Annotated in this window: 6 protein-coding genes and 2 pseudogenes; 5 read left to right on the top strand and 3 right to left on the bottom strand. The window is 58.3% G+C overall.

The window, feature by feature from the left end; genetic code table 11:
• Positions 1-527 (top strand): annotated as a pseudogene (locus AC5E6N_RS22590) (transposase); the annotation flags it as partial.
• Here the strand turns inward: AC5E6N_RS22590 and AC5E6N_RS22585 are convergent.
• The 3 genes and pseudogenes from AC5E6N_RS22585 to AC5E6N_RS22575 form a co-directional block, all read right to left on the bottom strand.
• Positions 522-668: pseudogene (locus tag AC5E6N_RS22585) on the bottom strand (SulP family inorganic anion transporter); the annotation flags it as partial. The pseudogenes AC5E6N_RS22590 and AC5E6N_RS22585 overlap by 6 nt on opposite strands.
• Positions 669-780: 112 nt before the next feature.
• A complete protein-coding gene (locus tag AC5E6N_RS22580) occupies positions 781-2,394 on the bottom strand; it encodes a sulfatase-like hydrolase/transferase (protein ID WP_491749922.1) in 1,614 nt (537 codons plus the stop codon).
• Positions 2,395-2,405: 11 nt separating this feature from the next.
• A complete protein-coding gene (locus tag AC5E6N_RS22575) occupies positions 2,406-3,239 on the bottom strand; it encodes a universal stress protein (protein ID WP_491749921.1) in 834 nt (277 codons plus the stop codon).
• A 74-nt stretch (positions 3,240-3,313) separates the two neighbouring features.
• Here AC5E6N_RS22575 and AC5E6N_RS22570 point away from each other — a divergent pair, with 74 nt between their 5' ends.
• The 4 genes from AC5E6N_RS22570 to AC5E6N_RS22555 form a co-directional block, all read left to right on the top strand.
• Complete coding sequence (locus AC5E6N_RS22570) at positions 3,314-3,934, top strand: MarR family winged helix-turn-helix transcriptional regulator (protein WP_491749920.1); 621 nt, start codon at positions 3,314-3,316, stop codon at positions 3,932-3,934.
• Between the two features lie 41 nt (positions 3,935-3,975).
• Positions 3,976-4,878 (top strand): tripartite tricarboxylate transporter substrate binding protein, encoded by a 903-nt coding sequence (locus AC5E6N_RS22565; protein ID WP_491749919.1) that lies wholly within the window; start codon positions 3,976-3,978, stop codon positions 4,876-4,878.
• A gap of 54 nt (positions 4,879-4,932) precedes the next feature.
• Entirely contained in the window at positions 4,933-5,358 is a 426-nt protein-coding gene (locus tag AC5E6N_RS22560) for a tripartite tricarboxylate transporter TctB family protein (RefSeq protein WP_491749918.1), read from the top strand.
• Positions 5,359-5,369: 11 nt separating this feature from the next.
• Positions 5,370-6,757 (top strand): tripartite tricarboxylate transporter permease (locus tag AC5E6N_RS22555; RefSeq protein WP_491749917.1); only part of this gene is annotated, 1,388 nt, incomplete at its 3' end.

Raw genomic sequence — 6,757 nt, 5'->3', positions numbered from 1 at the left:
CCGCTTTCGACGGTGGCGCAATCACCTGTGACACCGGGGCGTTGTTGCTGCGCGAGACCGACAAAGCCATCGGACTATTCGACAGGATCGCGGCTTGCTTTGTCGATCAGCGCAACCCCGATTGCAGGGTTCACAGTGTTCGCACATTGGTGGCACAACGGGTGACGGCGATCGCTCTGGGATATGAGGACGTGGATGATCACGACACGCTGCGTCATGATCCGGTGTTGAGCCTGTTGTCGGAACGTCTGACGCCGAAGCGCTCGGACTGCGCTGCCCTTGCCGGCAAGTCGACCCTGAACCGGCTGGAGCATGCGCCGCTCGGCGCGCCGACGCGCTATCACAGGATCGGTCATGACGGCGGTGCCATTGAAAGGCTGTTTGTGGATCTGTTCCTGGAAGCCCATGACGAACCGCCCGTTGAGATCGTTCTCGATCCGGATGCCACGGATGATCCGCTGCACGGTCATCAGGAAGGTCGCTTCTTCCACGGATACTATCGCTGCTACTGCTATCTGCTGCTCTACCACCATGGACGATCCCCAGAACCCGGCAACGACCGTGACCACCATCGCCGTAAACAGGCCGTATTCAGGCGGCAAACCGGCGATGATGGCAAAGGCGACCCCTTGCGGCAAAACGATCGCGGCATTGGTCAGACCGGCCATCGCGTCGTCGCGTACTGTCCCTTTGCTGACCGTGCCGAACCATGGTCGTACCGGGTTCAGCTGTTGTCCAAGGTTCTGAAATTTATCTAGCATCCCGCTTGATAGCCTGACCCTAGGACTTGTCTTGCTCGGCCTTCCAGACCGCAAGCTCGTCCTCGTCCCAGAACCCGAGATAGACGCCGTAATCCGCATCGTCGCGACACAGGGCGGTTTTGATCTTCTCGTCAGAGATCGCCACCCGGTTATGCTGTTTGCGGGACCATGCGAACATCGACTCGCGCAGCCGGAATATCTGGTCCGCGTGTTCCGGGTTGTCGCCCAGATCGGCCAGTTCCTGCGGGTCGGTTTCCAGATCATAGAGCATGGGCCTGTAGTCTTCGACCCAGATCATTTTCCAGCGACCGTCAAAGATCATCGTCAACGCGCAAATCTTGGGATCGTCATTGAGATGGCGCAGATGCGGCCGGGCTGAATAGTCATACTCGGATATGACGAATGCGCGATCTTCCTGGTCGCGACCGCGCAAACCCGGCAACAGGGATTGCCCCTCAAGGATATGATCCGGCACTTTGCCGCCAAAATATTCGACAAAGGTTGGCGCAAGGTCGATCGCTTCGGTCAGTGATCCGTTGACGGTTCCGCGCGTAGCGTCCGCGTCGGGCGACGGTTCCACTACGATGAGCGGAATGCGCGACGAGGCGTCGTGGAAAAGCTCTTTCTCGCCCAGCCAGTGGTCGCCCAGATAATCGCCATGATCCGAAGTGAACACGATCAGCGTATCCTGCATCTGGTCGCTGTCTTCCAGATAACGCATCAGCCGCCCGATCTGATCGTCGATCTGGGTGATCAGGCCCATATAGGCCGGGATTACGGTTTCGCGAACATCATCACGGCTGAAGGCGTGGCTGTAGCGGTGGCCGAAATACCCGGCCAGCAGGGGGTGTGGGTCGGTGCGTTCGGTCTCGCTGCGGTTCACCGGCAGAACGTCATCCGGGCCATACATGTCGTGATAGGGCGCCGGAACGATATAGGGCCAATGGGGTTTGATGAAGCTCAGATGCAGGCACCAGTTCTGGTCTTTCGCCTGCTCCATGAACTGGATGGCGCGGGTCGTCGTGTAGGGCGTTTCCGACTCTTCTTCGGCCACGGCGGCGGGTTCTGAGGCATGTTTCAGAAGCCAGCCGGACAGTATCTCGCCATCATCGCCCCGGCCGGAATTGGCCCATTGGTGCCAGGGGTTGGGGCCGCCATAACCAAGCGCGCTGAGGTGCTTGTTGTAATGCGTTGGCTGCTTTTTCGCCCCATCCGGAACGACACCATCATTGCGATCCCAGATTTCAAACCCGCATTCGGCCACCAGCGCCCCGATGCCGGTCGAGGCGTCAATGCCAAGGCGGGCCATCCCTTCGATATCTGCGGTCATGTGGGTCTTGCCACACAGCACCGTCCGAACGTCCAGCGGCCGCAGATGGTCGCCAAGCGTCATCTCGCCGACGCGCAATGGGTGTTCGTTCCAGTATGACCCGTGCGAGCGGACATACCGACCTGTGTAAAAGCTCATCCGGCTGGGGCCACAAATCGTCGATTGCACATATGTCCGGTCGAACCGTACGCCACGCGCGGCCAGAGCATCAATATTCGGGGTGCGAATGCTGGGATGGCCCGAGCAACCCAGATAATCGTATCTGAGTTGGTCGCACATGATGAAGAGTATCTTTTTGGGCATTGTGTTCCGTTTCAATGCGACATCAGGATCGGTACGTTCAAGGTTTGCGTCATCTCCTGCGTGACGCCGCCCATCAGATCCTCGGACCAGCGGGAATGTTCGTATGCGCCCATGATCAGGGGCGAGGCGTTTTCTTCCTTGCAAAGGTTCAGCAAAGTTGCCGCAGTCGAACCTTGGGGTTTCAGGTTTCGATGCTCCAGCACCAGATCGCGACGGCCAAGAACGCGCACAAGGTCCGACGGGCTCATCACCTTTTCCCGGTCGCGCCCTTGATCAACGGTGGCGAGGATAACGCGTTTGCGCCTAGTCAGGATCGGTATTGCATCAAAGAATGCGCGCTCCGCCCGGCGGCCTCCGTCCCACGCGACCACGGCGGTTTCGGTGTTCGCGCTATCCGTGGTCATGTTCCGGGGGATCAGCAGGGTGGGCCGACCGCTGGCATAGGCAATCCGGTCCGGATGCAGGACAAGTTCATCCGCGCCCAGCAGGTTTTCGTACTGTCCGACAATGGTCAGGTCATACAACCGCGCGAAACACGCAACCGCCTGATCCGGCTCGTCGCGTACATCCAGCCAATGCAGCCGGTCGTCCTCGATACGGCCCTGAGTTTGATCGCGAAAAGACTGGGTGATCGTGCCGATTCTCTCGTCCATGATGTCGGTCAGAGAAGTCTTCAGTGAACGCGTCAACCACGCAGGTATCTTCTGCGTGAACTGCGAGGCACCATGGGCCAGAATCCCTGTCAGATGCGCATTGTGCTGATTGGCCAGCCTGATCGCGAACTCTGCCGCCATTTTGGACCCGTCTCCGCCATTATAGGCGACCAAAACGTTTCTGAATGTCATCTCGTTTCCTCCTGCTTTGCCGCGTCGGATAGCGAATTTCGGCTCGCCGCAGCCGTAACGAGCACGCCCTGTCTATGACAAGTCATAAATATGTCTTGCATATAAAACAAGATTTGATTAACAAAACAAATTGGGAGGAATCGTCTATGGGCGCAAATGGTCGTCTGAAGGGTGTCGAACTCGGGAATGTGCCGGAAGGGCTAAGCCTTTTGGCCGTCGCGGGATATCGGCTGTCCCGGACGCTGAAATCGCTCGCGGCATCCCTTGTGTCCCGAGATAAAAATATCGGCCTTGTCTCATGGCGTATTCTTATGGGGCTGTCGCTGGTTGACTCTGCGACGCAGCGGCAACTGGTCGACTTTACACGCATGGAACAGGCACAGGTCAGTCGTTGCCTGAAAGGCTTGGCGGATAAGGGGCTGATTGGCACGCTGCCCTCCCCGACAGATCGCCGCGCCCGGCTCTTCTTTTTGACAGAGCGAGGGCGTGCAAAACACCAAGAGTTGTTTCCCGACGTTGTCCGGCTGACAACGGCAATCGACGCCGCATTGTCCCATCACGAACAGCTTCAGTTTCTGGATATGTGCAGTCGAACCCAACGCGCAGCTGCCGAGGCCGTTGCCGAGACGCAAAACCACCGCTCGAACCCATCACCGACAGTTTTTGCAAAACACCCCAAGGAGGTAGCAACATGAAATTGAAATCCAAACTCACAGCCATCGTCGCCGGTGTCGTAATGGCGCTGGCAGGTGCGGCTCAGGCCGAGGACTGGAAGCCACAAGGCACGCTGAAGCTGCAAATCGGCTTTGGCGCTGGTGGCTCGACCGACACGATGGGTCGCGTGATCGCCAAAGTGATGAAAGAGCAGACCGGCTGGAACATCATCGCCGAAAACAAAACTGGCGGTGGCGGCGTTGCCATGTTCACCGGCATCTCGAAAATGCCGCCCCGGGGCAATGTCATCGGCATGGGTGTAAACATGCCGATCCTCATCAACCTTGTGAAACGCGCGGACGAATTGCCGTTCGATATCGACAGCTTTGACTATCTGGGCACTGTGTCCCGTGCCCAGCTGGCACTGATCGCCCGTACGGATGCGCCGTTTAATACGCTTGAAGAAATGATCGAATACTCGAAGGCCAATGATGGTCTTGCCATCGGCTTTGGCGCGCCGCCGCAGAAACTGTTAATGGAGGTGGTTGATCGCGAATCGAACGCCGGCTTCCGTTTCGTGTCGACCAAAGGCGAGGCTGAAACTCAGAAACTGCTGCTGGGTGGTCAGGTTCTGGCAGGTTTCTCTGCGGGGACACATCTGAAATATCTTGAATCCGGCGATTTCAAGATGATCGCCAGCGCTAATGATGCCCGTCATACATATGCGCCCGATACACCGACGGTCCGCGAATCCGGATTTAACGCTTACGTCGACCCGTTCTTCTACTTTGCGACAACGGCTGGCACCGATCCCGAAGCAGTGTCCGCACTGACCGCAGCGCTTGAGAACGCGATTGCCTCGCAAGAGGTTGCCGAGGTCGTCCGCAATGCCGCCACATCCGAGACACTGAATCTGGGCCCCGACGGCACCAAGCAGATGATGGTTGACGGTATCGAGAACGCCAAAGTCCTGTTTGGCGAATAAGAAAAACATGCCCGCCGGTTTCGTCCGGCGGGTTTGCTTTGGGAGGGAATAGTCATGATACATTCAGCGGATTGCGCAACGGGCGGGTTTTTTCTGCTCTTCGGGTTGCTGCTCTACTTCGTGATCATTCCAACCTATGTCGAAACGGTCGATGGCGGGTGGGTTCTGCCGTCGACCATTCCGAACGCAGTATCCATCATTCTAACGATTTGTGGCGCTTTGCTGATGCTGAAGCCGACAAAACACCGGGTTCAGCCGCGGCGCGAGTTTCTGTTCGCCGGGCTGTATTTTGCATTGCTCGCGGTTGGCCTCTTTGTGATGTCCTATGTCGGCTTTGTCTACGCAGCGCCTGTTCTGGCGCTGGCGATCATGGTGCTGATCGGGGAACGCCGTCCGTTCTGGCTGTTTCTGGGGGTCGTCGTGTTGCCTGCGGGCATCTGGCTGCTTGTCGCGAAAATTCTGGAACGGGCTTTGCCGTAAGGGGGCGAAAGATGGTTGATCTGGGGACAATACTTGCGGGATTTGGCGATGCCTTTACCCTGTGGAACCTTGCCTTCGTGCTGTTCGGCGTCGTTGTCGGGCAGTTCGTGGGGGCCGTTCCCGGGATCGGGCCGGTTATGGCCATGGCGATTGCCATTCCTTTTACCTTTGGCCTGGACCCGTTGCCCGCAATTGCCTTTCTGGTTGGCGTCAACAAGGGCGGGCTGGTTGGAGGTGCCGTCCCTGCGGTTCTGATGAACACGCCCGGCACCCCGGACGCGGCCGCCACCGCGATGGACGGCTATCCGCTGGCGCGCGACGGCAAACCGCTCAAAGCCACCAAAATGGCGCTGTTTTCGTCGGTAACGGGCGACACGTTCAGCGACATCGTTCTGATCACCGTCTCCGCGCCTCTGGCCGTCCTTGCGCTGCGCATGGGACCGGTCGAGGTCTTTGCCCTGATGATTTTTGCATTCGCCGTTCTGTCCGGCCTGATCGGAAATTCCCTGATCAAGGGGATAATCGCGGCGGCACTGGGGTTGCTCTGCGCGATGATCGGCAGCGATCCCGAAAACTATACCCCACGCCTGCTATTTGGCATGTGGGACCTGTTCGATGGCCTTCCACTGGCCTCGGTCGCGATCGGTATGCTGGCCATATCGGAAATCCTGCGGCGGTTGTCGCAGATACAGGGCGAGATGAAAGGTGCAATCGAAGTCAAGGATACGGGCGATCCGAATGACCGGCGCGTCACATGGGCCGAATACTGGACCTGCCGCTTTACCATGCTGCGCGGCGCAGTGATTGGCACCATTCTGGGCGCGTTGCCGGGCATCGGCTCGACCGCCGCTGCATTCATGTCCTATGCGACGGCGAAAAGCACCTCGAAAGAGCCCGAGACGTTTGGCAAGGGCAACCTTCAGGGCATTGCGGCCGCAGAATCTGCCAATTCGGCCGTGGTTGGATCGAACCTGATCCCCTTGTTGACGCTCGGTATTCCGGGCAGCGTCGGGGCGGCGCTGATCATCAGTGCCTTCATGATCCACGGCATCCAGCCCGGGCCGCTCTTGTTCCAGGATCAAGGACGTCTGATCTACGGTCTGTTCGGCGCGATGATTATGGCCAACGTCCTGAACCTGTGGGTCGGGCAGGCCGGTCTGCGGTTCTGGGTCAAGGTTGTCTCGGCACCGGAATCCATCATTTTCCCCTCGGCCCTGCTCTTGTGCATCGTCGGCGTTTCAATGGCGACCGGAGGGCTCTTTGGCGTCGCCGTCATGCTGGTCTTTGCAGGCATCGGCTATCTTATGACCAGCTATGGCTATTCGGTCGTGATCTTCATCATCGCTTTTTTCCTTGGCCCGCGGTTCGAGATATCTCTGTCCCAAAGCCTGGCTTTGAT

It is taken from the genome of Hoeflea sp. (assembly GCF_984452065.1).
The sequence above is the reverse complement of the archived record's forward strand: the minus strand, read 5'-3'. Positions and strand labels throughout refer to the sequence as shown.